Raw genomic sequence first — 23,173 nt, 5'->3', positions numbered from 1 at the left:
AGGGAGGCGCCGGCAAAAGGACTGTAAGATCGAGTGCGGCAAGCGCGCACGCATCGTAGCCGGCTCTCGCGCCTTTCGGGATACATCTTTGCTTTCTAGCCTTCTAACTCAAGGGGCTCGTGTTGGAGCTGCTCATGCCACATAACCTGCCGCAAGTCCGCTTTTTCGACCATCTGCCCGCATATCTGGCATCGATATGTTGGTGAGTTGGGCACAGCGCCACGCTCTGGATGGGGTTTGCCGGTAACAGGCGGCCCGAGATCGGAGAGTTTGGTCACCCCCTCAACTTTCTTGCCTCGCGCTGGAGGGTTTTCCTCTCGTTGCCGTGCTCGCTGATGAGATTCCTCACCTGCTCAGGCGTGATGCGGTGCTGCTTCGCGAAATAGCGCACCTCATAGTCCTCATCCGCCGACACGCGGTCGCGATCCCGAAAATCTCGCCTGGTCTTGTCGTCTGCCATGGCCGTTTCTCCTGGTCAGAGAGAACAGCGATTTCGCGCGAATGTTCCAAGTTGCTTTTTCAGTGATCTCTAATGGAACGGAGACGACCATGTGCTATTGAATCGAATTGGAGTGATGCGTTGGGGTTCTGATGCGTGTGCCTGGTGGCCTTCGGCTGTCCTTTAATCCACCTCTGTTGCCGACCCTGGTCGACAAGCCACCGGAGGGCGCAGCGTGGATCCACGAGCTGAAATTTGACGGCTATCGCTCTCAAATCGTCATCGATGACCAAGGCGTGCGCATCTTCACCCGGCGCGGGCTCGACTGGACAGCAAAATACCGAGAACTGGCGAAAGTAGCCGACGAGCTGAACGTCGAGAGCGCCATCATCGACGGCGAAATCGTCGTGCTGAATGCAGCAGGGCATTCCGACTTCCGGGAGCTTCGCAAAGCGATCACCCGCCGGCCGTACGATCTGTACTTCGTGGCCTTCGATCTGCTGCATTTGAACGGCCATGATCTGCGTGACATGCCGCTGGTCGATAGGCGCGACATACTGCAGGCACTGATACCAGAGAACCAGCACATCCAATTCAGCGAAGCGCTACCCGGTGACGCGAAGTCGATCTTTCATCTGATCGATCAAGCCGGTCTCGAGGGCATGGTCTCGAAGCGCAAGGACAGCGTCTATCGGAGCGGCAATTCGACCGCCTGGTTGAAGACCAAATCTTACACCATCGACGAATACGATCTGCTCGGCGTCGAGCGTGAGCCTGGCAAGCCATCGTTCGCTCTGATGGCCGAGCGCGGGACCGGGCGCTATGTTGGAGCGGCGTTCATCACCTTGAACCGGGAAATGCGCGAACGGCTCTGGCAGCGGGTGCAGGAGCATTCCGGGCCAGCGCCGGAGGGCATGAAGCGGCCGGCGACACAATGGGTCAAGCCTGGCCTGGTGGGCCGCGTGAAGCATATGCGCGGCGAACAGGATCTGCGCCACGCGTCTTTGCAGGATTTCCGCGAGGATGGCTAACCGTCTGGAACCTGCGAAGGGCGCGCGGGTTGATCATCATCTCAAGGACGATCCGGCGAAGGAGATGAATATGGCTGCGCCGCGGGCAGTGTGGAAGGGCTTTCTGAAGGTCGGTTCGGTCTCCTGTGCGGTCAAACTGGTTGGTGCGACCAGCGAGGCGGGCAAGGTCCATTTCAAGATCCTGAACCGGGAGGACGGCCTGCCAGTCAAAAGCGCCTATATCGACGAGCAAACTGGCGACGTCGTCCCTTCTGAGGATCAGATCAAAGGCTACGAGGCGGATAAGGGCGATTTCCTGGAAATCGAGCCCAAGGACATCAAGAAACTGAAACTAACCTCGCAACACACCCTTGAAGTTGAGGGCTTCGTGGCGATCGATGATATCGACACGCGCTACCTCGAAAAGCCCTACTACCTCATTCCAGCCGACGGAGCTGCTCTCGAGGCCTTCACCGTCCTTCGGGAGGCCATGGCCGCGGAGCGGGTCGCGGCCCGATCTTGCGTCGTGCTTTACCAGCGCGGGCGAGAGGTCGTGATACAGCCATACGGCAAGGGGATGCTGCTGACCGAGCTGCGGACCCACAACGAGATGGTTTCGGAAAGCAGCGTCTTCGACGATCTGAAAGTCCCGATATACGACAAGGACCTGTTAGAGATCGCCGGATTGCTGATCGACAAGAAGGTGACGAAGTTCGATCCGTCGAAGTTCGAGGATACCTATGAGGACGCGCTGATCGCGATGATCGATGCGAAGCGCAAGGGCAAGAAGCCGCCGAAGGCTGCGCCGCCACCGAAAGAGAATGTCGTCAACCTCGCATCGATTTTGAAGAAGAGCCTTGCCAAAGAGGGTATCAAGTCGCGTGCGAAGCCGGCGCGCAAGTCTGCTTAAGGCACGGCTTGGAACGGCGATTATATATTTGACAAACCAGCCTAAAACACCCGCCGACCCTTCGATGCGGCGGGTGTGGCAACATCGACTGGCGCTAAAGGGACTCACAAGCGCCAGTTGGGATCGGAATGAAATAGCGGGCTATATGTTCCGTCCTTTGGGAACGATGCGCCGTGGGGTGCGACTTCAGTCGGACTAGATAGCCGACTGGATACCTGCGCTCGGAACGAACGCTCAGACCTTCCGTTGACCAAAACGCCGAAAGCTCCCGCTACGGCGGTTGAGCACAAGCAGAGGCCTGGCGGGAGTTAGTGCTGGAGCCGTGTAGGCCAAGATAGGAACGAAGGATATGGAAGACTATCGGAACAGCGTTCTCGAAGCTCGTTGGCTTCTCGCCGTGCCCGCGTCGCTTCTCCTGACAGTGCTCGTCGCCGGCCTTCTGCTTTCATGACGGGGTAAGCCGCGCTCGCGCAATTGGATGACGTCGCCTGGGCTTGCCGGTTCGTCGCTCATCCATAGCGCTTTCCGCGCTGCCGACCTTTCAGGGCATCAAGCGCATCCTGAAGATGGCCGTTGAGCACGATCATTTCCTTCAGCGCCTTCATTGTGTCGCCTTGGTGAAGTGCCACAAAATTGGCAGCGACTTGCTGCAGTGCCGCCTCCTGGCGGCTGTCCAGTGTGACGATCTGGTCCATGGCGATCCTCCTCAGAACAAGGTTGCCTGCGCCGGCGACTCGGCGGGAAATTTGATCTGCGTTGCCGGCTTGTCGACGATGATCAGGGCATCGTCCGGCGCGGTTCGCTGAAGCGTCTTGGCTTCCGACCACGGCGCCGTCATCCAGATATCGATCTCTTCCTCGGTGGTCAGAATGACCGGCATAGCCTTCTCATGGATCGGTGCGATGAGGGCGTTCGGCTTGGTGGTCATGAACCCATACAGTTCGAAGTCGCCAGGACCATCCTTCACGCGCCGCACGCCCTGCCAACGGGTCCACAGACCGGCGAAGAAGAACAACGGCCGATCCTGGCCGCGGGCGAACCAGTAGTTCCGCTGGATGCCGGTTTCAGGATCCTTGTCGTTCGGGGTCGGCGATGGCTCGGCGAAGCTGGTGACAGGCACAACGCAACGATTCTCAACGCCGACATATTGCTGCCAGTGACCATATTGCGGGTTGCGGATGTTGGTCGTGCCGTAGTCGGCTTTGCCCTTCACACGCTCGGCTGGTGTCGGCATCCCCCAAAGCAATTTGGCGAGTTCGCGCTGGCCGTCCGGGGCATTGCGGACCACGGCGCCAGGCAGGTTCGGATAGACGTCCAGCGACGGCTCAAGATTGCCCAGGATGTCGCGCATCGCCTTCGTCCACTGACGGATGGCCTCTTGGGACGTAGTGATGTTGTAAAGATTGCACATGCCTAACTCCGTAGGGCCTTGGGCACGGTGAGCGGCCCCTGATCCACAATCCGCCTATATTCGTCCTTGCGGTGCCAAGCGCCGAGCGTCCGGCCGCCCTGGCGATCTTTCACCGGGTCGAAGACTATGCCGACAAAATGGTTGCGGAAAGCGTCCGCCGTGGCGGGATCGCGAAAGCAGTGCAGGCGCCATTCCTCATAGCGACCATCCGGCCAGATCGCCTGCACCTTGCGTGTCCAATGATCGAGGCCATGCTTGTCACAAAACTCACGGATCAGCGTGTAGTTGCGCGCCGTGCAAAGGTCGTCGGGAAGCGCGACTTGATGCGGCCATTCGCGATCGATGACCGTCGGCGCTGGCCGGCCTCTGCTTCGCCTGACCATCAATGCGCGCGGCCGGCCGCCTTGCTTTCCTTCAGATAAAAGTCGGTCTGTTCGCGCATCGCGTCCGAAAGTGACAGCGCCAGTTCCATGCTTTCCGGGTAGATCGCCAAGATCCATGTGGCCATCAACTCGGCAATGGCCTGCTTCTGGCTGACATCGGAGAGGCCGCGCATTTGCTTTGCCATTTTGTTGACGGCCCGGTGAATTGCCTGTCGCTCGCGCTTTACCGTGGCATATATCTCAGGCTGCTCGGCTTCGGTGACGATGATCGATTTCATGGAAAATCCTCCATTTGGTCTGACAGTGAACGAAAAGAGAACAAAGAGTCAAGTTGCCTCTTGACGGCACAGGAATATGTTCCTCATTTCAAGGGATGCCCGAACAACCCGAGAAGTGGCCGAGAGGTGCCGCCTGGACCCTGACGCATGCCCACGACGCGGGGCAGGTGGCCGGCATCCGCTGTGGCAAATGCAATCTCAGACGCTTCTACAAGCCACTCGAACTGCGCGAGGTTATCGGCAACGTCACGATCGATGAAGTTCGGAAAAAAGTCCGCTGCCAGCAATGTGGCAGCCGGGAATGGATGGGCGCCGAGCTATTCCACCCGACAGGAGAGCAGGCACACACGATGCGATATAGGCGATTGGTTCAAATCCGCTGGGAGAAACGCGTCATCTGGTGGGATGAGTAGGTGGAGAGATCAAATCCGCTCGCTTTGTTCAAACGTTCGGTGCACATTTCTGAAATCGACTTTCGCGAAAGTCGAGCAATTTCTGATACACCTCAAGGTGCCCGACAAAATGGCGCGCTAGAAACCGCACCAACTTCGGGTTGTTCAACAATCTGTCAAAATAACTCGTAACGGCGATTAGGCTGAGCACTGTTGCTCCGTGGGTGCTGGCGGCGCTCAGATATTCATGGCTGACCTTGGCCAGGTCGGTTTCCATGGCAGCCAATTGCGACGGGGAGATGCCCTCATATTGCTTTCTGCGAGCAAAGGGATCGGTGAGTTGCGATCGTGGTGTGAGCGCGATCAAGACTCTCACCACTCGAAATTGCACGCGATCCAACGCTATCATGAGCCGCACGATTTCAACCTGCCGGCTCGGCATAACCTCTCGCAACAAGGGAAAAATCTTCAAGGGGGCGCCAAAATCGTTCAGAAGGTCGAGAACCTCGAGACAGACACCGCCGACAAGCTGCGGCTCGGCTGTGAAGCACAACGGGCCTTGCTGTTCCTCAGAACGGGAATTCGGTCCGCCGCTTGGCGAACCTTGCGTCAAGATCGAAGGCAGCGTTCCGAGATCATGCGCCTGCAGCAAGGCGCGAAACGCAGCGTTGAGTAGGATCTGACCGGTGGCATTGACGACGCTTTCCAGTTGATGCTGCGCTGCGTCGGCTTCTCTGATGAAATCCTGCATACGATCGAATTGGCGCTTGTAGGTCCGCAAGAACGCCGGGCCACGCAATGGATTCAGCGGCGCCTGCAATTTGTCAGTCAGACCAATGGCATGCCGGTTGTTCTCGATGAAGCGACGAAGCTCGGCCTTGGTCATTTTCACGGAATTGCCGAAATCGATTCTCGTCTCGCCATCTCCACCACAGGATCGAGCGAAGCGAAGAGGAAGGCATCGAGGCGCACGCCATTGTCTGCCTTGAGCATGCCAAGGGCAGACTGTGCTTCGTGCGCGGGCGCAATCAGGAAGTCACGAACGGTTTGATGGTCGCGCTTCATTCTGATCAGGACCGTCACGTCCGGCCCAACGAGACCGCGATTTCTGAATTGCCAGCGCGGATAGCCGGTGACGACGGTACGACAGCGTGCAATCCATATCGCGACGCTGAATTCTCCATTGACGCGCATAAGCTTTCTTCTGGACTCGTAAAGTGCGGACCCGCCGACCCTCCTAATGTCCAACATCAAGTCCTCAATAATTTGCTGGCGTATCTGATTGAGCCGATTGCCAATATCGAGTTTCCGATAATTCGCCGAGGCGTCGTATCCGATCAACTGGTAGGCGGCCTTGAGACTTCCAAATCGATGCCAATAAATACTGGCTGAACGACAACTCGGGGCGGCGTCAATGATTGGTGACGACAGCTTCCCTCGCTTTTTTTGGAGCTTGGTAAGGTCGGCCAGCAAAACTTCATCGGGGATGAGGTAAGCGCGCGCCCGCTTGATAGCTTGCGCGCGATTGAACAGCGCCCGGCTCACGAGCGGCTTGAACGCGTTGTTGGCGCGAACAAATTCGCTTGGCGGATTTCTTACCCGGTTGTGCAGAAGCCTATGGGATATTCGGTTCCAGATATTGTTGCCGATATATTTCTCGCTGGCTAGTATCGTGCCCACGCACGCTTTGGTCCATGGTCGGCCGCGTTCGGTGACCAGGCCGCGAGCGTTCAATGCAGTCGCAATTTCGGCTTCCGTTTTTCCCTTCGTCACGAATTGATTGAACATCCATCGTACGGTCGAGATCTCATCTTTTGGCCCCGGGACCAAAATGACGCGGTCACTGGCCAGCCCTTTTCGCTCGTTGCGATCAAGCATAGCCTTGGGATTTCCGGAGCCGTCAACAAGTAGGCGCCTGAAGCCATAGCCGGCGGGGCCACCGCCGCTGAAACCCAGTTTGACTATGCGGCTTTGACCGGCGAAGACCCTGTTCGACAGCATGCGGCTGTACTCTGCGGCCATACTGCGTTTGATCGCCTTCAGCACGTCGGACCCGATGCTCCCATCGTTGACGAATAGCTCGGCGCAGAACTCGATCCGCACCCCAGCTATCTGGCACCGGTATTCATAAGAGGCGCTTTCATCGGTATTCTGGAAGCGCCCCCAACGGCTTACGTCGTAGACAACGACGGTTTCGAAATCGGCTCGCCGGCTTTCCACATCTTCCAACAGACGCTGCAAGCCTGGGCGCCCCCCGAGGCTGAGGCCACTTCGTCCGGGGTCCTCATAGGTTGCAACAATGTCGTAACCCATGACATTCGCATAATTGCGGATCGCATCTCTCTGGTTGTCGATCGAGTAGATCTGCCTGTCTGTGGACATGCGCAGATACTGGGCCGCACGGATCCTTGGCCTCCCAAGGGGACCGGCGGGAGCCGTTGCAAACTTGTCCATCGCCTTGCACCGTCGTGCTGGTGCTTTAAACTAGCGGTCGATGATCGTGCGGCAAGAGAACGGAATGCACCAATACGTTGGGCTGATCCACAAAGAGGACGCCAGCGACTATGGCGTGTCTTTCCCTGACTTTCCCGGTGTCGTTACAGCCGGCGCAAGTTTCGACGAGGCGCGCGAACTTGCTGAACAGGCTCTCGCCTTCCACGTTGAGGGTTTGATCGACGACGGCGAGGCTATTCCTGATCCCACTTCCCTTGAGCGGATCACGGCACAAGCCGACAGTCGGGGCCTTGCCGCCATCATGGTCGCATTGAGGATCGGCTAAAAGGTTACTGCCAGGAGAGCCGCTTTTCCCATTTGGCAACCATGGTGTTCAACTGCCGGGAAACCGTGAATCACTTAGTGAGCCGGCGCGCCGCTGTTCCGCCGCAATGCGAACGCACTCGGGGCTTTGTTCGCCCCAGCCTGTCAGTCCCCCGGGGGCTTCAGAGGAGTTCGAGTGATGTTTATCAAGAAGGCCATTCTCGCGGTGCTGATGACCGCGGCGCTCGCCGGATGCGAGACGCAGACCGAAGGCCAGCAGCGGGCCACGACCGGCGCATTGCTCGGCGGCGCCGGCGGCGCGCTCGTTGGCCAGGCGATTGGCGGCAACACCAAAAGCACGGTGATTGGTGCTGCGAGCGGCGCCTTGCTCGGCGCCGTCGTCGGCAGCGCCACCACGCCGCAGGAGCCGCGCGGCGGGCAGCTCTGCCGCTACCAGGATCGCTACGGCCGCATCTACACTGCGCCCTGCGACGATCGCTATTACAACGGCAATTATTGATTGAGCTTTTGACTGGTGGAGACCGGCGCCTCTGGCGCCGGCTCTCTCGCACCGTCATTCTTTTGTACGCTTTGCGGGATATGAGGGTTTGCGGCGGGCAGGAGGACGTCGAGAATGACAAGCCTTGCCGGTGCCCTGAAAAATCGCGGCAAACAGGCGGTGAAGCGACTGCTTCACTATGACAACCGGAACTGGCTACGCATCCGCCAGATCGAAGCCTTCACGACGTTTCTCGAAGCGGCCAACCGCAAGTCGCGCGACGTGATCGAGATCTCGCCAGGCTGGAACCGCTATTGGCGGACGCTGTGCCCGGACTACCGCTCGGTCGATTTTCCGGATTTCGACATCTGCAAGAACCGCACGCAAGAGCAATATTCGATCGTCATCGGCGACCAGGTGCTGGAGCATGTGCAGCGCCCGATGGCGGCCGCCGCCAACCTCCACGCTATGACCAGGCCGGGCGGTTGGGCGATGGTGGCGGCCCCCTTCCTGTTTCGGGTGCATGCCCGCCCGCACGACTACAACCGCTGAACGCCCGCCGGCCTGAAGCAGATGATGGTCGAAGGCGGCTTCGCCGAGGATGACGTGCAGGCCTTCGGCTGGGGCAACAAGGCCTGCGCCAAGCGCACGTCGGCGGTCCGGTGCGGGCTTATGGCTTATGGAAGGACTTGAGCAATGACGAGGAATATCGCCTGATGGTGTGGGCCTTCGCCAAAAGATCCGCTTAGGCGGATTTCACATCATGGAAGGCACTTGCTGCGCCGAGCCAAGGGTGCGTTTCACCTTCAATGAAGGCCGCCCCTCGGTCGCGAGGAGCCACCATGATCGAATTTCAGTCCTCTCGGCGAGAGTAAGTGCGTTTTCGGTGTCTACGCCAAAGTAGCGAACAGCATTCTCGGCGTGCCCGAGCAGAATTTGCACAGGTCGCAAGTTGCCCGTCTTGTATATGATCGAGGCCTTGGTTCGACGACGCGAATGGGTGCCATGTTCTTCTCGTCGCAAAGCTGCCCACCAAGGGCGGCGATGATCCGGACGTGCGTTTCCTGCAGCGTCTTCCTCGCGCAAAACTGCGACCAGATCGCGGTTTGAGGTCATGCTCCTGTAACTTCGTCGTGACCTGACCAGCTTTGCGGAACATTCGCGTCGAGCTCCAGTTTGGCCTCGGTTCTTGAGGCAAACACGACCGATGGAGCATGTCATGAGATTTCCACGCATCACGACGGCTGCGGCCGCCGGTTTTATAGTCGTTACCTTCCCTGCTCTTGCCCAGACAAGCGGCTCACCAGCGCCCACCCCGACGACAAAACAGCCCGGAGCCGGGCAGTTGCCCGATGTGAACGGAAAAGCGGGTGGGCCGACGCGTGAAATGATCCGCCAGATGATTGAGCAAGCGGTCCAGGAGAGGATGCAACAGGATCGCGGTCCTGAGGAACGGAACCGTCACGAAGAAGGTAACCGCAACGAGGATGACAACCGTCTCGATGAAGCTAAGGATCATGGCGATCGTTGGCAGAATCACGGCGACTGGGGCCAAGGGCACAGAATGGCTGGGCACCATGGCCCTCACATGATGCGCGGCGCTGGGATGCGACTGATGTTCGCGTTTCTAGACACGGACGGTGACGGATCGCTGTCCGAGAACGAGGTTCAAGACGCGATGGGCAGGATCTTCACTGCTATCGACGAGAATGGCGACGGGAAGATCGACCTGCAGGAAATCCAGTCCTTCTTGCATGGCTCCAACGGCGAAGAGATGCCGTAGTTGCCCATTCAAGGATTTTGACCGAAGTCCCCATTGCTCGTCCTGCGGGAAGCGCGGAACGTAGATCGCACCCTAGGCTTGCTGAGACGGGAAACTAGATAGGCCTTCAGCGCAGCAGACCATCGCTTTCAAACTCTTCCCATCCGCGCAATTTGGAGTGGGATTTCTCGCGCCGGTAGTTGGCAGCTTCCGAAGCCGCCCCAAATGAGTCTCCGATCTAGTTCACTTCAATACGGAAACGCCGGCGAAGTTCGTCTTGGCCGTCTCCGTTCGCACCGGTGTGGCCGATTGGCGGGCTCAGAATATCGGGCACCACTGTCTCGATGAATAGAAAGCGCAGTTCGTGAGAACGAGCTATTCGGAGTCGGGTTCAATGCAGACGGTATCGCCACCGCCATGCACTGCGTCACGGTCCCAGTCGTTGGTCCTATGGGGCGTTTTGACGGCCGCTTCCTGCTTTTCTCGACCTGTGTTTTGCGCGGCTGCAGGCGCTCCTGCTTTTCCGAGTCTCTCGATTTTTTGTTGCGGTCCATCCAGACCTCCCATGAGTGGCTATCGAAATTCAACCGGCAGGCTGACCAGCAGTTCCAGAGAAGTTGAACCCGGCGACAGCGTCTTGCGTTGCAGGCTCACGCGAAGCTACGCAGGGAGACAAACGGTGACCCGGATCGCGACCTTCAACGTTAATGGTGTCAACGGCCGTCTGCCGGTGCTCCTGAAGTGGCTTGGCGAGACCAGCTACGACGTAGTCTGCCTCCAGGAATTAAAGACCTCCGACGACAAATTTCCGATCGAGGCGATCCGGGGCGCCGGTTATGGCGCTGTCTGGCACGGCCAGAAATCTTACAACGGCGTTGCGATACTGGCACGTGGGAGAGATCCGGTTGAGCGGCGCCGCGGCTTGCCGGGCGACCCCGATGATACGCACAGCCGCTATCTCGAGGCGGAGATCGGCAACCTGGTCGTCGGCTGCATCTATCTGCCTAATGGCAATCCGGCGCCAGGCTCCAAGTTCGACTACAAACTCCACTGGTTCGAACGTCTCGCCACCTACAGCAAATCACTGCTAGGCGAACGCACCGTGCTTTGTGGTGACTACAATGTCGTCCCTACAGAAATAGACGCCGTAGCGCCTGCGCGCTGGTTGGGCGATGCCGTCTTCTTCCCGGAAAGCAGGAAAGCCTACGCCCGCATGCTGACCTTGGGCTGGGTGGACGCGGTGCGTCGGATCCACCCGGGCAAGGGCATCTACACCTATTGGAACTTCTCCTATCGCGGCGGCTACGACCGGAGCTCTGGGCTCCGCATGGATCACCTGCTTGTAAGCCCATCAATTGCGGAGACCATTCGAGCTGCCGGCGTCGATGTCGAAACCCGCGGGTGGGAAAAGCCGAGCGACCACGCACCCGCCTGGATCGACGTCGGCTAAACCGTTTGCGCCGGATTACCCAACGGGCGGCATCTTCCCGAAGTGGCCACTCAAAAAATAAGGTGCTTGGGCTTTGGGCATGTCGAGCGAGCGCATTTTTGCGCACTAACGCTTGCGCAATAAAACCGGTACGACTTGGTGAAAAGCGATGCCCTCATCGCGATGTTCACCCCCGGTAATCGCTGCAAACCATGCTGCCGCAGCGCCAAGCGCGGACCCTGCAGCAGTCGCGAAGCTAAATATGGCAGTAATGTGGGCTGAAAGGCGCTCCGTGCTTTCGTTGAGTTTCGCGTCAGCGGGATTGACCACGGCGGCCGCGCCGTGACCACCAATCATCGCCAAGAAAAACGCCGCTCCGAGTGTCGCTAGAGCCCAGACTGCGATGCCGTGTATGCCATCGCGGAATTCGCTTTCACTTTCGTTGCTATCTTCCCAGCGCGTGCGCATTCGCCCAGCTACATAACCGCCGGCTGCGGAACTTGCTATGGCGACGATCACTACCCACAGCCCGGCCGCGAGCACATTCCAAGAGGCGCCACCGTTGGGAAGAGTCGGAGAACCCAGCGCCAAACCAGCGCTTGACCCGAATTGCAAAAGAACCACTGAAATGGCGCAAGCAATGACACCCCCGCCAAATATGCCTCCCCATTCAAGATAGGACGATGTAGCCGCTTTTGGGGTCACTGCGGCGCTTTCCCTTGAGGCTATTTTGGCCATGAGCTTACCGAAGTCCAAGAAGCGATAGAATGAACAATACGATCACGACGAGGCCAACAAGATATATTATTCCGTTCACGGCATTCTCCTCCTGATAGCGGACTGTCAGACAACGTATCCGCGATGTTTTGGTTGCAAAAGGGCCGGCCCTGGCCTGAGATCGGCATCCCTATGACGCACGCGCTTAAGCAGCGGCAAAGCTGATTCAATGACATCCGTTGCGCAGCTTCGACCGGAATGGGGCCGGGAACTGTCATCAAAAAGAGACTTCGGAACGGCCGCTTCGCGCGAACAGCGAACGTCCGCGACGCTTTTGACGGGGCTGCATGCTGATTTCACCGTCGTATGTGCACACCTTCAGAGATTTCGGACACCAGCTGCCGATAATCGAGAGGCATAAGGTTCGATCGACTACGCAGGGCGCTCGCCGCCCATCAAGCCCCGGTTCGAAGTTTCGACCGGGTCGCCGAAAGGGCCTTGGCCCTCTTCGCGCTGCGTACGAAAACGGACGGGCGTGCCCCGGAGTTAATGAGGCGCTGAGTGGCCCGGGTGCCGATGTTTCCCGTGGCGCCGATGACGAGGTATTTCACTTTAGCTTGCTCCAGCCACGGATCACCTCGAGCGCCATTCGCCTTTGGCCTGCCAGAGTGAAATGCAGACCATCGCTTATGTGGAAGTCGGAAGGAGGCGGACTCACCAAATAGAGAAGGCGTCGATGAGGGGCCCGTCGCCGTCGCGGACAATCTTAGCTACTCGCTCAAGGTTTGCCCAACCGAACCCCGAACCTGACCCGGATGCGCCGCCACCTGGGCCTCGTTGACCGCAGGGCGGGGTGATCCAAACGCAGCTAGCCTTGGTTTCTCAGGAAACGCGTTGACTCAGCTCCGCAATGTGGCGCGCGGTCTCCTCATGATGGACGTGTCTTGGTGCGATGCGAGCCCTGCGTGCGTGTATCATTGGTACCGAAGAGGAAGAGGATCCAGTCGGGCCGGGCATCGGTAATCTCTCTCTCACGCACAAGACCGTGCGTGGTCGTCTCGCCTGCCATCGCGTTGATGGTCAGCGAAATCTCCTCGGCACCGCGGCGCATCGTCAGCATTTCTCTCAGGATCACCGCCCAGGACTGGGGCTCGGACGTCAAGCCGTCGCCGAATGCCACTACTTTGGCTCCTTTGCGAAGCGGAAGGCGACCATCGATGCCACGGCCTGGTGCGCAAGAAGGGCGCCAGCCGCTTCGGAGGCTTGCCTTCGCAGGATGCCAAGTTCGGTCGCGCAGATCTCGACCAGAAGGCCGAGTAGCGCGGCATGAGCGTCCTGGCCGAGGCGCAATCCGCGCGAAAGCTCCGTCTTTTCAGTGGTATAATGGCTGAATCGAAAGACACCAGAGCGTGAACGTCTGTCGTTATCTGTCCGAGGATAAGTCTTGTAAAACGCGGCCGCTAGAGCGATGGCTGAAGCTCAGGCAGAATGACGAAGAGATCGCTGCGCCGGGATTTCGTACTGAGCGATGGGCTGGGGGACTATTTCGGACTGAGGAGATAATTATCATGAAAGCGATCGTAGTGACGGGCCAAGCCGCGGCAACCGCCGGAATGAAGCTCGTGGAGCGGCCCGAGCCGCAGGCAGCGATAAACGACGTCGTCGTTCAGGTTCATGCGTCGGGCTTCGTCCCGACTGAACTGGCGTGGCCCTCCACCTGGACCGATCGCCGCGGCCGCGACCGAACACCGTCGATCATTGGGCACGAGCTGGCCGGAGTTGTCATCGCTCTCGGCTACGGCACGACAGGGCTGTCGGTAGGGCAGAGAGTGTTCGGCCTCGCCGACTGGCATCGCGACGGTACACTGACGGAGTATGTAGCCATGGAAGCGCGCAACCTCGCGCCGCTGCCGGGCGACATCGACTTCACGGAGGGCGCGAGCCTACCTATTTCGGGTCTCACCGCGTGGCAGGGACTCTTTCAGCACGGCCGTCTTCAGCCGGGCCAGAGCGTCCTCGCTCACGGCGCGGCCGGCGCAGTCGGTTCGATGGTGACGCAACTTGCTCGACAGGCCGGTGCCTATGTCATCGGCACCGGACGTGCCGCCGACCGTCAGAAGGCGCTCGACTTTGGCGCGAAGGAGTTCGTCGATCTCGACAATGACGCCCTGGAAGATGTCGGCGGAGTCGACTTGGTGCTCGATGTCATCGGCGGAGACATCCAGAAGCGGTCCGCGCGGCTGATTCGAGCCGGAGGAACACTGGTGTCCATCGTCGGGCCGACCGAGGCGCGGCCCGTCGACGGCTTGGCGATTGACTTCGTTGTCGAGTCCGATCGCGCTCAACTGGGTGAGATCGTCCAGCGGGTGCGGGACGGACGACTGCGGACGAACATCGGCACTGTCGCGACCCTCGACGATGCCGTCGCCGCCTTCAATCCGACCGAGCGACGCGCGGGCAAGACGATAATCCACGTTCGTCCGTGAGGACTCGGGGAGCAGGGCGAGCAGTTCTGCCCTCGCTATGGATCATCGCGGCCTTTGGATCGTGGTGATCGTCTCGGCTGTTGTCGCCGAACACCTCAAAGCCGAAACATCCTTGATCTGTGTAACAAGCTGCTACGAATCCACTTAGTTCCCATGCGCACGCCGCCGAACAATCGGGACTACGCCATAAGCTTGCCTGCTACACTCTCGCGCATCGGCACTCCACACTCCTTGAATTCGATTCAATACCGCATGGTCCTTTCGGTTCCGTTAGCTTTGACTAATAGGAACATTCGTTGCAGGCAGCAGTTCTCTCTGACCAGGAGGAACGGCAATGGCAGACGACAAGACCAAGCGAGATTTTCGGGACCGCGACCGCGTGTCCGCGGATGAGGACTATGAGGTTCGCTATTTTGCGAAGCAGCACCGCATTACGCCCGACCAGGTTCGGGAACTGATCACCGAGCATGGCAACGACCGAAAGACTCTGGAGCGCGAAGCCAGAAAGCTACACGGTTGATGGAGCGTGGGTTGGAAAGCTTTGAATACTCCGCCGAGCGTTGATCCTGATCCCTGCTGAGAACTGTGCCGACTCCGGCGCCGCGGGTCCTCTGGGATGAGCAGGCAGAGCATGAGCTAGCCGAAGCTGTCAGCTAATCCGGAGTACGGCGGTACTGAAATCGATTGCGAATATGACGGTTGAAATAGCGGCCCTTCGCGAAAGCCGATCGGAACGCGGCAAAGGTTTCCGGGGGCACGCCCTCAAACTCATATCGTTTTGCCGCTGGCCACGAACCACACAGAGAGAATCTGGCTAGCCGGATCATATTCTGTCCTCCTGATCGAGGTGGACGGCATGGGCGCACCCGTTAGGTTGACAATCTCAAACGATCGCACTCGGGTTTTGTTTCAGGACCACGCACTATAACGCGATCATGAAGACGACAGCGACTTACGATTCGACGGCGGGCAGCTTCACGCTCGTCAAAGACCAATGGCGAGGTACATTTCCGATCGCCGATCTCCCGAAATGGTTGACTTTCTACCGCCAGCAGCAGGTTCGGTATCCTGCGCATGCCTCCTCATACGCGCCGGAGGTGGAGGCGCTCGAAAACCTTGTGTCCCGGCTAGGCGCCAATCGATCCGCTTAGCGACCTGTGGATAGTATCGCTCCCGCCCAAAACTGGCGGCCGACACTTTCAAGTACCCGACCACAAACGAAGCATGCGTCGGCCGCCGGATTTTCCGGCGGGTAGAAAGCGTCTTAGGCTCGAACCAGATAGGCCTTCAGGACAAATTTAGCCCGCGGCGCCTTTCTGAGACGCTCGGCCCTAGGTGTTTCATCCCGAGCTTTAATGGTGCACTATTTTCCTTTGAATGGAAGGAGGCACTATGGGCCAGGTTCTGCATGGGTGCGCCACGACGACAGAGGCAATCCGTCGAGCAATACAAAATAGTCAAGAGAGCCTGAGGAAGCTCTCCAAGCGCCATGGGATCGACCCCAAGACGGTTGCCAAGTGGAGGGCGCGGACTGCCGGGGCTCGGCCCGCGGTCCGCCAAAGCCCTCGTTTCGTCTATCGAGCGCCACTTGCAATCTTGTGGCAGCAGCCGCGAGTGCCGTCGACGGCCCCGAGTCGCCGCGAAGAAAAAACTCAATGTCTGCCTTCATCAGCGGCCTCGATCAGTCTGCGGCTTGAAGCTGCAAGTCGCGCTTCCAATATCTTCGGTGTGGCGCCGCGAGCGCCCTTCAACAGATTGTAGATGTTTGCTTATGAGCCGTCGCAGAGCGGCGGAAATGAATCGGAGGAACCTATGGCAGACATTTTCGAACCCCCGGTCCTGGTCGACGATGCGCCTTTCGGCGTGAGACCGATATGCTGCACGATGGATGCCATCGAGTTCCTTGAAGAGTGGCCGTTCGAAAGGCGAAGCAAGTTGCATGCATGCGCCAGCGAGGCCTGCTGTGCTGCCTATGATGGACGGTGTGAGGCCGATGCGGCTCGGAAAGCATTTGTCGCGTGGGCACGCTGGGCCGGCGTCAGCGCCTGCGGATCGGCTGTGATTGATGCGGTGGAAAGGGCGGGAGTGGTCGATGTCGCGGGGTCAAAATAGCGACTCCTCCTACGGCTCAATGGGGGCGGTCGACGAACATGTCCGGCTGCGCATAAGCCTTGCGGATCCGCTCGGCGATCCCGAAATACCCGATGTCGATTTTCACGCCGATGACGGGGCGGCCTCGTAGCGGGCGTCGAGGATGAGGTAGGCAAAGGCGGAGAAGGCATGGCCGCACGGCTCTTCGGTGATCGCCTTGACCTTCCTGGTCGAAACGCCCTGCACATACATCTCCGCAAGCGTCGCCACCAAGGCGCGCTCGGAACGCTGGTAGCGTTCGAACAGTTCGGTGGAGAAGCGGCCGGCCCGGTCCTGCGGAACCCGCAGCTCAAGCTTGCCGACACGCGTGACAAGGGTGCGGCCGTAATAGCCTGAGCGATAGCCCAGCCGCTCCGGCGTGCGTTCACTCTTCGAAGCACCCAGCGCCTCATCCATCTCGGCCTCGAGCACCTCCTGCATAACCGCACGGATCACCTCGTGCAATCCATCCGGGTTCGATAGCAGAGTGTCTTTGACGGCAGCGCTGGCGGTCTTACTCTCTCGATCTTGGTCATGGTAGCGTTCCTTCGCGGGAATCAGGTGACGTTGAACATCACCAGCCTGCCATGACCGCCCTCGCTCAGCGAATTTGCAGAACTCTCAGCACACTACCGCCTTGCCGTCTTGAAGTGCCCTCGCTCGAGGATAACTGAATATCCGAGCTGCCCCGTTCTCCCTTGGGCGTAACGGCAAGGTCGAAGAAGACGTGATTTCCGGTCAGCCGTGATGTGGGCAGCTATTTTGCCGCGCGGCAGGCCTGGTATGCCGATCAACGCTGAGCTGCTCGTTGAGTCCACCCCTTATTTTGCGATCGTTCCTTCGACGGGAGTCGATCGATGAGGCTCCTGCTCGAGCGGATATTGCGTCATGGTCTCAGGCTATCGGATGACTAGGCCCGCGCCAGCCAGAAAGGTGCGGACTGCTTTGCGAACCTCCTGCTCCCGTCCGACCAAAAGATGTCCGCCAGTGTCGTAGACGACCAGCTTGGCACCGGGGATCTTTGCCGCTGCAAGTTCGGCTGCCGGCAGCGTGTTAAACAGGTCGTCGCGCGCGGAGATGACCATTGTCGGTGCAGTGATTTCTTTCAACGGCAGCTCACGCAGGTCGGGGACGCTGTCGATCTTGATTCCGGGGAAACGCAGCGACAGCGGCTCGACGCTCCTGACGAAGCCCATGACGCGTTCCCTTTCGGCCTGCGGCGCGGCCGCTAGCAGCGCCGGCCGAACACCGAGAAAGCGAATGGGTATCGACGGTGCGATAGTCTCAGTGGCCCACCAAGCGAAATCGCCGCCGGCATTGACGGCCCGGAACGCGAACCTGTTGGTGAGGCTCACATTGATCGAGACGGGGCTGGTAGGCGAATAAAGGGCAGGGACGATCAGAATGAGAGCGGCAACCTTGTCAGGGTGCCGGAGTGTCAGCTCGACCGCCGAACGGGCGCCGGCCGAAACGCCGACGACCACCGCTTTGGGAACGTTCAGTCTGGAAAGCAACGCCGCGTGCGCGTCGCCCTGCGCGGCTGGAGAGGGGTCTAGCGGGACGGGCGTGCGCAGATAGCCGAAGCGCGACGGCGCGATGACCCGAAAGCCTCCACCCACAAGATCGGCAGCAATGGCGAGGCCCAGGTCAAAACCGCCGCCGGCGCCGTGGATCGACAATAGCGGAATGCCCGTACCGCTGTCGGCGTATTCGATCGGACCGATGTCGAGGTTGGCGACCAGACTGCCTCGGCCGACGGCGTCGCGCAGCCGACCAAGCTCGTTCCTGTAAAGCAGGAAAGTCACACCGGTCGCGGTCACTATGGCGATGATCATGACCAGCAGGAAACCGCCAATTCGACTCATTGCGAAAGCTCCTCCAAGGGACGAGCGAAAAACTGACCCGCATCACCTGGAAACGACGGCAACGCTATGACCCGAGGGTGCTAGTCGCCGGCCGTGCCGCCAATGACATATTTCTTTCCGTAGGGCCTTGGCGCATTTGGGGCACGTTGTATAGAAAGATAGACGTCGCCCAGCTCTGATTTTCGATTGCGTGCGATCTGCCGCGTCTCCTCGTGCCATTGCTTTGCGTGCATATTTATCAGAAAGTCGCTGCTCAGCGTCGTCATCTCTTCCCGGGCAACCGATTTCGTAATCGAAAACAGATTCTCGCTGCCCTAGGGCGAAATATCCCAGCCGAGCACGATGAATTAATCCGTGTCCGATGCGTCCGCGTCATCATATGCTTGATAACTTCATTCGGCTTCGGTCGCTCGATATCGATCTTGCCCGCCGGAGCGTGCGTCGGGATGGCAGGCAGTTCAACTGACAGCCTATGAATGGACCTCGCTGGAGGCGTTGCTGACGAGGCCCGACAGTTGCCCTCCAAGGTGCAACTCGTGGAGAAGCTTTACGACTTTGATGCCGAGGTGGAGAGCAACACGATCGAGGTCCATGTAAGCAGCCTGCGCAAGAAACTCGGCACAATTCGACCATGTAAGCGATCTGGCTCAGCGCGCCCCCGCGCCAACGATGCCGGTTCCTCGGACCTCGACGTCGGCACAATGTCGTAGCCGATGGAACTATCCCCGAGCCGAAGGACGACATCCCGGGCAATGCGTTGGACGCTCGCTCGCCGCTCTTTAGGTCTTGATCTCCCCGATGGCAGCCGGTGCGCTCGCGGCCTCGGTACGCGCCTGAGAACCGCCCGCTATAGCGGCGCAAAAGCGCTCGAGTGTAAGCATTGCTAGTTAGCGCTTCTGAAACTGTATTGGCGTTAGTGTTTGCCGATTGTGGGGACGTTTTCGCATGAACGCCTTCAGGCGAATGACCGGATTTGTTCTGATCCTGCTGATCGGCGCGGCCATGTTCGCGGCGCTGCACATCGACGCACAGCGGGGCCTCGCGTTGGCCAGGGAACGCTACACCGAAAACTCCCAGGCGGCATCCAGAGCGACTGCCAAGACAGTCGAAGACGCCTTGCGCGCCATCTACGAGAACGTTCGGACCTTGGCATACTTGCCAAGTGTTCGAAACCTCGACCGGCATGGGACGAATCTTGGCGACGAAGGCCGCGCCACGATCCAGCAAATCTATAACAACCTGGCCAATAACGTTTCCATCTCCGAAGTCTATTTCCTGCCGCTGGATTTCGACCCCGACCGCTACGACCCGGTAACCGGCAAGCTCGAGGAGCCTATCCTCCAGTTCGACCAGCTGATCGTGAACGCCAGGGGGCGGACCGACGTCGATGCTTCCAAAAAGCTCGCAAAGCTGGACGACCATTCACTGACACGGCCAGCCGAGGAGATCGAGTCCTACGAATACCATGAGCTTGCGAAACAACTTGCCTGGCTGAAGGCAAACTATCCGAATTCGAGCAACATCGACGGGCTCAACGTGCCGATTATCGGCTCCAAGGAATTGATCACCTGCGACAACACTGGGTTTATCCATAGCGGCAACGATGCCGATCGATCCGGCTTCATCCTCTCGGTTCCGGTTTTCGCAGCCGACGGTAGCCTGCGCGGCTCCGTCTCGGCCATCATGCTCACCTCGGCGCTGAGGAAACTCCTGCCCAACACCGACTATGTCATCGTCAATCCGGGCTACGGCTTCGAATCCGACCAGCACCGGCTGCCGACGTCGCTGGCCACCGATACTCACTCGTTCGCCGCGCCCGACCCGAAGCTGATCTACTCTGAAGTAATCCCACTTTCACTCAACGATCCGAGAAGCGCGTGGCAACTCTGGGTGGGTTTTCCCAACAGCAAGTTCAATGCCAATGCGGATGCCCAGTCAGTGCGCGAATTCGAGTTTGCTGGCTATGCAGCAATCGCGATCGTCACGCTGCTTGCGCTGGCCTGCTGGTATGCGATCGGGCGGACGATATCGATGCAGGTCAATGCTGCCGAGACTTTGGAGCGTCGGGTGGAAGAACGCACAGCCGAGATCCAGCACTTGGCCTCGCATGACATCCTCACCGGCCTGCCCAACCGCGGTCTGCTGGCCGACACGATGGACGAGGCGCTGAGGAGCCTCAGAGAGGGCGAAAGGCTGGCCGTCCATTGCGTCGATCTCGACCGCTTCAAGCCTGTTAACGATACGCTCGGCCATCCGGTCGGAGACGAGCTTCTGCGTGCCGTAGCGAAGCGGCTGAAGGACCAAGCCGGGGAAACCGCCATGGTCGCGAGAGTCGGCGGCGACGAATTCATCATCCTTCAGCTGCTCCTCGATGGCGACGGACAGGCTGGCGCGCTGGCAAGCCGGATCATTCACGCCCTGTCCGGCGAGTTCTTGATCCGAGGCCACAAGATCAATATTGGGAGCAGCATCGGCATCGCAGTCTTCCCCGCCGACGGACAGAGCTCGGAAGTCCTAATCCGAAATGCCGACCTCGCCCTGTACAAGGCCAAGATGGAAGGCCGTGGTACCTGCCGATCGTTCGAGCCCGGCATGGACGCGCGCTTGCAGGAGCGCCGCCAGATCGAAGCTGAATTGGCGCTTGCCGTGGAGAACAAGCAGTTTGTGCTGCACTATCAGCCGCTACACGACGCGAAAACGTCGAAACTTACCGGCTTCGAGGCACTTGTGCGTTGGGATCATCCGCGCCTTGGCCTGCTGCCACCTTCGGAATTTATCCAGCTTGCCGAGGAAACCGGGGTTATCCAAGGCCTCGGTGAATGGATCATGAGGCAAGCCTGCGCCGACGCGGCGACATGGCCCTCATCGATCAAGGTTGCCGTCAACCTTTCGCCTGCCCAATTCAAGCAGAAGACACTACCCCTTCAGATTGCTTCGGCACTCGCGGCCTCAAATCTCATTCCGTCGCGACTCGAATTCGAGATCACCGAGTCGGTGCTGCTTGCCCATAATGAATACACCATTCAAACGCTCCACAGCTTGCGCGACCTCGGCATTAGTATCGCCATGGATGATTTCGGAACTGGCTATTCGTCGCTGAGCTATCTCAGGTCGTTTCCGTTCAACCGCATCAAGATCGACCGCAGCTTTGTTAGCCTGATGTGCGAGAGCAGCGAAAGCCGGGCGATCGTCAAGGCCGTCGCCGAGCTCGGTGCCACGCTCGGCATGACAACCACTGCTGAAGGCGTCGAGACAGAGGATCAATACCAACTGGTCAAGGAACATGGCTGCACCGATGTCCAGGGATGGTTATTTGGGCGACCGATGCCGGCATCCGAGGTTCATGCACTTTTTGCAGTGCCTAATAGCCTAACAGCCTGATCGACAAACCTCCGGCTTTCCCAATTGCACAGGGGCAAGAGGTCGACCTCGGTTCCGCCGCCCGCCAATTTTGGTTCTCCGCGGCAATGACGCCTTCATGGGAGCCGTTTTCGTCTCTCAGACCGGTGCCGACATCGATGTGATTGCGGCTGGTGGCGCAAGCCGAACACATCCGGTTGGGCTGACGACGCATGCATTTGCAGGTGGAGCGGTCCGGCAGGATCACAAAAGGTCAACGTCGCACTACTCGGGCAGACGGGCGGCGCGAATACGAGCGCTACTTCGAAGAGCTTGCCGAACTCGCCGCGCGAGGCTCGCCCGATCCGAAAGCGCTAGCCGACCTTCGCGACCGATACGACACCGACCAGCTCTCGACTTTGACAACACCAGAGTGAGATCGATCGAGGTCAAGCATGATCGCTTGTGGCGCTACGGAGACTTCCAACAGGTCACCCGCGATGTCCTTCAGTGAAGGAGACTCTTGCGACCTGGTCCTGGTTTCTGGATGGTTCCACCCCACCTGGGGTTCATGAAGGTCGGGGCACAAACCAACTCTTTATCAATACTTCACCATAGGGACAACGGACAAGGAACCTTCCTGATGGCTGCGGACTTCTGCGGTTCATCGTGAATTCGAATGAAGAGGTCCTGGCATGAAAGTCACCGCAGCAGGCATCGACCGCATCAAGATCGGCAATGCGGACGCGAGCGGCAACGGCGCGCATTTCGTCGTTTGGCTTTATCTTCAGGTCGACGAAGGCGGCACGCAGACCGGTCAGGAACTGGTGGTGTCGGTGCCGTACGACGCGCAGATGACGTTCGACGATCTCGCCACCCAGGCTTTCGAGAAGGCGCACGCTATGCTTCGCGCCTGTTGCGAGATAGATGAGGCCATGTGGTGGAAGCAGTTCAACCGAAGCCTGGCGCCGCTGCCCGAATGGACGCCGGGCGCCCAGTAGTTGGCAGCGCCCGAACCAAGCATTGCCGGCGCGCTGATGCAATTCGCTTGGAGCGTACATGCGGCGGTCGGTGCAGCTGTCGCCACTGTCGAACTCACCGAACTAACGACCGGGTACGACTTGCGTCTCAGCCGCACGGAAGGGCTGAATTGAGGCGCATTGCTGCTCGGGATCCTAGGTGCCTTGAGCTGACGGCCCGATATTGGATTTTCACGGTGCAAGGTGGCCGCGCGACCGGTAGGTGGCGAGTTGTGTCAATGATGCACCTCTGCCCGGTTGCCTATCGTAGCGTTACGGCTGAATTCGCAAATCAGTTGCTGCTAGAAATCAAATCGTCAGGACAATTTGCGATTCTTGCGTATTGC

At 59.1% G+C, this 23,173-nt stretch carries 23 protein-coding genes and 6 pseudogenes; 15 read left to right on the top strand and 14 right to left on the bottom strand.

Annotated elements, in window-relative coordinates:
- Positions 1 to 274 precede the first annotated feature (274 nt).
- Entirely contained in the window at positions 275 to 460 is a 186-nt protein-coding gene (locus RFM68_RS26125; protein WP_320235897.1) for a DUF3606 domain-containing protein, read from the bottom strand.
- 131 nt (positions 461 to 591) lie between these two features.
- Between RFM68_RS26125 and RFM68_RS26120 the strand changes: the two genes are divergently transcribed.
- Both RFM68_RS26120 and ku read left to right on the top strand, forming a co-directional pair.
- Positions 592 to 1,470, top strand: a complete 879-nt coding sequence (locus RFM68_RS26120) for an ATP-dependent DNA ligase (RefSeq protein WP_320235896.1) — start codon at positions 592 to 594, stop codon at positions 1,468 to 1,470.
- Positions 1,463 to 2,359 (top strand): non-homologous end joining protein Ku, encoded by an 897-nt coding sequence (gene ku, locus RFM68_RS26115; RefSeq protein ID WP_441338883.1) that lies wholly within the window; start codon positions 1,463 to 1,465, stop codon positions 2,357 to 2,359. Before RFM68_RS26120 ends, ku begins: the two co-directional genes overlap by 8 nt.
- A gap of 509 nt (positions 2,360 to 2,868) precedes the next feature.
- On the opposite strand, the gene RFM68_RS26110 is transcribed toward ku, so the two are convergent.
- The 4 genes from RFM68_RS26110 to RFM68_RS26095 are packed head-to-tail and all read right to left on the bottom strand — an operon-like array spanning position 2,869 to position 4,431.
- The gene (locus RFM68_RS26110; RefSeq protein WP_320235895.1) at positions 2,869 to 3,054 is read right to left on the bottom strand and encodes a hypothetical protein; all 186 of its coding nucleotides are present in this window, start codon (positions 3,052 to 3,054) and stop codon (positions 2,869 to 2,871) included.
- 11 nt (positions 3,055 to 3,065) lie between these two features.
- Positions 3,066 to 3,770 carry an SOS response-associated peptidase gene (locus RFM68_RS26105; RefSeq protein ID WP_320235894.1) on the bottom strand — a complete coding sequence of 235 codons (705 nt, stop codon included), beginning with the start codon at positions 3,768 to 3,770 and terminating at the stop codon, positions 3,066 to 3,068.
- Positions 3,771 to 3,772: 2 nt separating this feature from the next.
- The gene (locus RFM68_RS26100; RefSeq protein ID WP_320235893.1) at positions 3,773 to 4,153 is read right to left on the bottom strand and encodes a hypothetical protein; all 381 of its coding nucleotides are present in this window, start codon (positions 4,151 to 4,153) and stop codon (positions 3,773 to 3,775) included.
- Positions 4,153 to 4,431, bottom strand: a complete 279-nt coding sequence (locus RFM68_RS26095; protein ID WP_320235892.1) for a hypothetical protein — start codon at positions 4,429 to 4,431, stop codon at positions 4,153 to 4,155. Before RFM68_RS26095 ends, RFM68_RS26100 begins: the two co-directional genes overlap by 1 nt.
- A gap of 53 nt (positions 4,432 to 4,484) precedes the next feature.
- On the opposite strand from RFM68_RS26095, the gene RFM68_RS26090 reads away from it, so the two are divergent.
- On the top strand, positions 4,485 to 4,844 hold the full coding sequence (locus RFM68_RS26090; protein ID WP_320235891.1) for a hypothetical protein: 360 nt from the start codon (positions 4,485 to 4,487) through the stop codon (positions 4,842 to 4,844).
- 28 nt (positions 4,845 to 4,872) lie between these two features.
- On the opposite strand, the gene RFM68_RS26085 is transcribed toward RFM68_RS26090, so the two are convergent.
- Complete coding sequence (locus tag RFM68_RS26085) at positions 4,873 to 5,709, bottom strand: plasmid partitioning protein RepB C-terminal domain-containing protein (RefSeq protein ID WP_320235890.1); 837 nt, start codon at positions 5,707 to 5,709, stop codon at positions 4,873 to 4,875.
- Between the two features lie 2 nt (positions 5,710 to 5,711).
- Positions 5,712 to 7,277, bottom strand: coding sequence for a recombinase family protein (locus tag RFM68_RS26080; RefSeq protein ID WP_320235889.1), 1,566 nt, complete (start codon positions 7,275 to 7,277; stop codon positions 5,712 to 5,714).
- 64 nt (positions 7,278 to 7,341) lie between these two features.
- Between RFM68_RS26080 and RFM68_RS26075 the strand changes: the two are divergent.
- The 3 genes and pseudogenes from RFM68_RS26075 to RFM68_RS26065 all read left to right on the top strand — a co-directional run.
- Positions 7,342 to 7,593 (top strand): annotated as a pseudogene (locus RFM68_RS26075) (type II toxin-antitoxin system HicB family antitoxin); the annotation flags it as partial.
- 186 nt (positions 7,594 to 7,779) lie between these two features.
- Complete coding sequence (locus tag RFM68_RS26070; RefSeq protein WP_320235876.1) at positions 7,780 to 8,100, top strand: YMGG-like glycine zipper-containing protein; 321 nt, start codon at positions 7,780 to 7,782, stop codon at positions 8,098 to 8,100.
- Between the two features lie 114 nt (positions 8,101 to 8,214).
- Positions 8,215 to 8,828: pseudogene (locus RFM68_RS26065) on the top strand (methyltransferase domain-containing protein).
- A 100-nt stretch (positions 8,829 to 8,928) separates the two neighbouring features.
- On the opposite strand, the pseudogene RFM68_RS26060 reads toward RFM68_RS26065, so the two are convergent.
- Positions 8,929 to 9,111 (bottom strand): annotated as a pseudogene (locus RFM68_RS26060) (integrase); the annotation flags it as partial.
- 187 nt (positions 9,112 to 9,298) lie between these two features.
- On the opposite strand from RFM68_RS26060, the gene RFM68_RS26055 reads away from it, so the two are divergent.
- Positions 9,299 to 9,862 carry an EF-hand domain-containing protein gene (locus RFM68_RS26055; RefSeq protein ID WP_320235888.1) on the top strand — a complete coding sequence of 188 codons (564 nt, stop codon included), beginning with the start codon at positions 9,299 to 9,301 and terminating at the stop codon, positions 9,860 to 9,862.
- Positions 9,863 to 10,520: 658 nt separating this feature from the next.
- A complete protein-coding gene (gene xth / locus RFM68_RS26050; RefSeq protein WP_320235887.1) occupies positions 10,521 to 11,291 on the top strand; it encodes an exodeoxyribonuclease III in 771 nt (256 codons plus the stop codon).
- Positions 11,292 to 11,396: 105 nt separating this feature from the next.
- Here the strand turns inward: xth and RFM68_RS26045 are convergent, their stop codons facing one another.
- Together RFM68_RS26045 and RFM68_RS26040 are read right to left on the bottom strand one after the other, a co-directional pair.
- Positions 11,397 to 12,008, bottom strand: a complete 612-nt coding sequence (locus tag RFM68_RS26045) for a hypothetical protein (protein WP_320235886.1) — start codon at positions 12,006 to 12,008, stop codon at positions 11,397 to 11,399.
- Positions 12,009 to 12,915: 907 nt separating this feature from the next.
- On the bottom strand, positions 12,916 to 13,167 hold the full coding sequence (locus RFM68_RS26040) for an SGNH/GDSL hydrolase family protein (RefSeq protein ID WP_320235885.1): 252 nt from the start codon (positions 13,165 to 13,167) through the stop codon (positions 12,916 to 12,918).
- 388 nt (positions 13,168 to 13,555) lie between these two features.
- On the opposite strand from RFM68_RS26040, the gene RFM68_RS26035 reads away from it, so the two are divergent.
- Positions 13,556 to 14,473 (top strand): NADP-dependent oxidoreductase, encoded by a 918-nt coding sequence (locus RFM68_RS26035; RefSeq protein ID WP_320235884.1) that lies wholly within the window; start codon positions 13,556 to 13,558, stop codon positions 14,471 to 14,473.
- A gap of 334 nt (positions 14,474 to 14,807) precedes the next feature.
- Positions 14,808 to 14,993: a DUF3606 domain-containing protein gene (locus tag RFM68_RS26030; RefSeq protein ID WP_320235883.1), complete on the top strand. Its 186-nt coding sequence runs from the start codon at positions 14,808 to 14,810 to the stop codon at positions 14,991 to 14,993.
- Between the two features lie 133 nt (positions 14,994 to 15,126).
- Here RFM68_RS26030 and RFM68_RS26025 read toward each other — a convergent pair whose 3' ends face one another.
- Positions 15,127 to 15,300 (bottom strand): KTSC domain-containing protein, encoded by a 174-nt coding sequence (locus RFM68_RS26025; protein WP_320235882.1) that lies wholly within the window; start codon positions 15,298 to 15,300, stop codon positions 15,127 to 15,129.
- 565 nt (positions 15,301 to 15,865) lie between these two features.
- Between RFM68_RS26025 and RFM68_RS26020 the strand changes: the two are divergent.
- A pseudogene (locus RFM68_RS26020) lies at positions 15,866 to 16,009 on the top strand (IS481 family transposase); the annotation flags it as partial.
- A 276-nt stretch (positions 16,010 to 16,285) separates the two neighbouring features.
- The gene (locus RFM68_RS26015; RefSeq protein WP_320235881.1) at positions 16,286 to 16,585 is read left to right on the top strand and encodes a DUF982 domain-containing protein; all 300 of its coding nucleotides are present in this window, start codon (positions 16,286 to 16,288) and stop codon (positions 16,583 to 16,585) included.
- 123 nt (positions 16,586 to 16,708) lie between these two features.
- On the opposite strand, the pseudogene RFM68_RS26010 reads toward RFM68_RS26015, so the two are convergent.
- The 3 genes and pseudogenes from RFM68_RS26010 to RFM68_RS26000 all read right to left on the bottom strand — a co-directional run.
- Positions 16,709 to 17,161, bottom strand: a pseudogene (locus tag RFM68_RS26010) (transposase); the annotation flags it as partial.
- Between the two features lie 341 nt (positions 17,162 to 17,502).
- Positions 17,503 to 18,468, bottom strand: coding sequence for an alpha/beta fold hydrolase (locus RFM68_RS26005; protein ID WP_320235880.1), 966 nt, complete (start codon positions 18,466 to 18,468; stop codon positions 17,503 to 17,505).
- Positions 18,469 to 18,548: 80 nt separating this feature from the next.
- Complete coding sequence (locus tag RFM68_RS26000; RefSeq protein ID WP_320235910.1) at positions 18,549 to 18,770, bottom strand: hydrolase; 222 nt, start codon at positions 18,768 to 18,770, stop codon at positions 18,549 to 18,551.
- A gap of 92 nt (positions 18,771 to 18,862) precedes the next feature.
- On the opposite strand from RFM68_RS26000, the pseudogene RFM68_RS25995 reads away from it, so the two are divergent.
- The 3 genes and pseudogenes from RFM68_RS25995 to RFM68_RS25980 all read left to right on the top strand — a co-directional run.
- A pseudogene (locus RFM68_RS25995) lies at positions 18,863 to 19,178 on the top strand (winged helix-turn-helix domain-containing protein); the annotation flags it as partial.
- 235 nt (positions 19,179 to 19,413) lie between these two features.
- Complete coding sequence (locus tag RFM68_RS25990; protein ID WP_320235879.1) at positions 19,414 to 21,849, top strand: putative bifunctional diguanylate cyclase/phosphodiesterase; 2,436 nt, start codon at positions 19,414 to 19,416, stop codon at positions 21,847 to 21,849.
- 653 nt (positions 21,850 to 22,502) lie between these two features.
- Positions 22,503 to 22,808 (top strand): hypothetical protein, encoded by a 306-nt coding sequence (locus tag RFM68_RS25980; protein ID WP_320235878.1) that lies wholly within the window; start codon positions 22,503 to 22,505, stop codon positions 22,806 to 22,808.
- Positions 22,809 to 23,173: the final 365 nt, after the last annotated feature.

Origin of the sequence: Mesorhizobium montanum (assembly GCF_033977145.1) — a bacterium.
Classification (GTDB): domain Bacteria; phylum Pseudomonadota; class Alphaproteobacteria; order Rhizobiales; family Rhizobiaceae; genus Mesorhizobium; species Mesorhizobium montanum.
Note: the sequence above shows the minus strand (reverse complement) of the source record. Positions and strands in the feature narration are given on the sequence as shown.

What these genes read in the sequence shown, in the direction of transcription:
- RFM68_RS26110 (WP_320235895.1), bottom strand. Translation starts at nt 3,054, where the DNA reads ATGGACCAGATCGTCACACTGGACAGCCGCCAGGAGGCGGCACTGCAG.
- RFM68_RS26080 (WP_320235889.1), bottom strand. Translation starts at nt 7,277, where the DNA reads ATGGACAAGTTTGCAACGGCTCCCGCCGGTCCCCTTGGGAGGCCAAGG.
- RFM68_RS26055 (WP_320235888.1), top strand. Translation starts at nt 9,299, where the DNA reads ATGAGATTTCCACGCATCACGACGGCTGCGGCCGCCGGTTTTATAGTC.
- RFM68_RS25980 (WP_320235878.1), top strand. Translation starts at nt 22,503, where the DNA reads ATGAAAGTCACCGCAGCAGGCATCGACCGCATCAAGATCGGCAATGCG.
- RFM68_RS26085 (WP_320235890.1), bottom strand. Translation starts at nt 5,709, where the DNA reads ATGACCAAGGCCGAGCTTCGTCGCTTCATCGAGAACAACCGGCATGCC.
- RFM68_RS26070 (WP_320235876.1), top strand. Translation starts at nt 7,780, where the DNA reads ATGTTTATCAAGAAGGCCATTCTCGCGGTGCTGATGACCGCGGCGCTC.
- RFM68_RS25990 (WP_320235879.1), top strand. Translation starts at nt 19,414, where the DNA reads ATGAACGCCTTCAGGCGAATGACCGGATTTGTTCTGATCCTGCTGATC.
- ku (WP_441338883.1), top strand. Translation starts at nt 1,463, where the DNA reads ATGGCTAACCGTCTGGAACCTGCGAAGGGCGCGCGGGTTGATCATCAT.
- RFM68_RS26100 (WP_320235893.1), bottom strand. Translation starts at nt 4,153, where the DNA reads ATGGTCAGGCGAAGCAGAGGCCGGCCAGCGCCGACGGTCATCGATCGC.
- RFM68_RS26025 (WP_320235882.1), bottom strand. Translation starts at nt 15,300, where the DNA reads ATGATCCGGCTAGCCAGATTCTCTCTGTGTGGTTCGTGGCCAGCGGCA.
- RFM68_RS26095 (WP_320235892.1), bottom strand. Translation starts at nt 4,431, where the DNA reads ATGAAATCGATCATCGTCACCGAAGCCGAGCAGCCTGAGATATATGCC.
- RFM68_RS26015 (WP_320235881.1), top strand. Translation starts at nt 16,286, where the DNA reads ATGGCAGACATTTTCGAACCCCCGGTCCTGGTCGACGATGCGCCTTTC.
- RFM68_RS26030 (WP_320235883.1), top strand. Translation starts at nt 14,808, where the DNA reads ATGGCAGACGACAAGACCAAGCGAGATTTTCGGGACCGCGACCGCGTG.
- RFM68_RS26105 (WP_320235894.1), bottom strand. Translation starts at nt 3,770, where the DNA reads ATGTGCAATCTTTACAACATCACTACGTCCCAAGAGGCCATCCGTCAG.
- RFM68_RS26035 (WP_320235884.1), top strand. Translation starts at nt 13,556, where the DNA reads ATGAAAGCGATCGTAGTGACGGGCCAAGCCGCGGCAACCGCCGGAATG.
- RFM68_RS26125 (WP_320235897.1), bottom strand. Translation starts at nt 460, where the DNA reads ATGGCAGACGACAAGACCAGGCGAGATTTTCGGGATCGCGACCGCGTG.
- RFM68_RS26045 (WP_320235886.1), bottom strand. Translation starts at nt 12,008, where the DNA reads ATGGCCAAAATAGCCTCAAGGGAAAGCGCCGCAGTGACCCCAAAAGCG.
- RFM68_RS26005 (WP_320235880.1), bottom strand. Translation starts at nt 18,468, where the DNA reads ATGAGTCGAATTGGCGGTTTCCTGCTGGTCATGATCATCGCCATAGTG.
- RFM68_RS26120 (WP_320235896.1), top strand. Translation starts at nt 592, where the DNA reads ATGCGTGTGCCTGGTGGCCTTCGGCTGTCCTTTAATCCACCTCTGTTG.